Annotated in this window: 2 protein-coding genes; both read right to left on the bottom strand. The window is 55.6% G+C overall.

The genetic code is table 11. The features are described from left to right. Positions 1–205: crossover junction endodeoxyribonuclease RuvC (gene ruvC / locus CSV68_RS16930; protein ID WP_099662676.1), on the bottom strand; the 205-nt coding region annotated here is incomplete at its 3' end. Positions 206–239: 34 nt separating this feature from the next. Beyond that, complete coding sequence (locus CSV68_RS17690; RefSeq protein WP_347708225.1) at positions 240–359, bottom strand: YebC/PmpR family DNA-binding transcriptional regulator; 120 nt, start codon at positions 357–359, stop codon at positions 240–242. Between the last annotated feature and the right edge of the window lie 10 nt (positions 360–369).

Raw genomic sequence — 369 nt, 5'->3', positions numbered from 1 at the left:
CCTGCTCGATGGCAAAAAAGTCGGGCTGAAACTGGGTGATGATCTCCGACACGCCAGCATAGATTAGCTTCAGGCGCGACGGCAGATCGTCCACTTTGGTCCGAATACAGCCGCTGCCAAGGTAGGTTAACTGGCGCCCAACCTGCCGGATGACGCCATAACCGGTGACGCGCGAGCCGGGGTCAATCCCGAGGATAATCGACATCACGCGTCTCCCGTAAACGGTTTATACGCTCTCATCAGAGAGTCGCTGCAACCTCATCAGAGATTTCACCGTTATGATACACTTCCTGCACGTCGTCGCAGTCTTCGAGCATGTCGATCAGACGCAGCAGTTTAGGTGCCGTTTCCGCATCCATGTCCGCTTTG

Origin of the sequence: Sporosarcina sp. P29, assembly GCF_002743265.1 — a bacterium.
Taxonomy (GTDB): domain Bacteria; phylum Bacillota; class Bacilli; order Bacillales_A; family Planococcaceae; genus Sporosarcina.
Note: the sequence above shows the minus strand (reverse complement) of the source record. Positions and strands in the feature narration are given on the sequence as shown.

Excerpts from the sequence above, each read along its gene's own strand:
- CSV68_RS17690 (WP_347708225.1), bottom strand. The coding sequence starts at position 359 with ATGGATGCGGAAACGGCACCTAAACTGCTGCGTCTGATCGACATGCTC.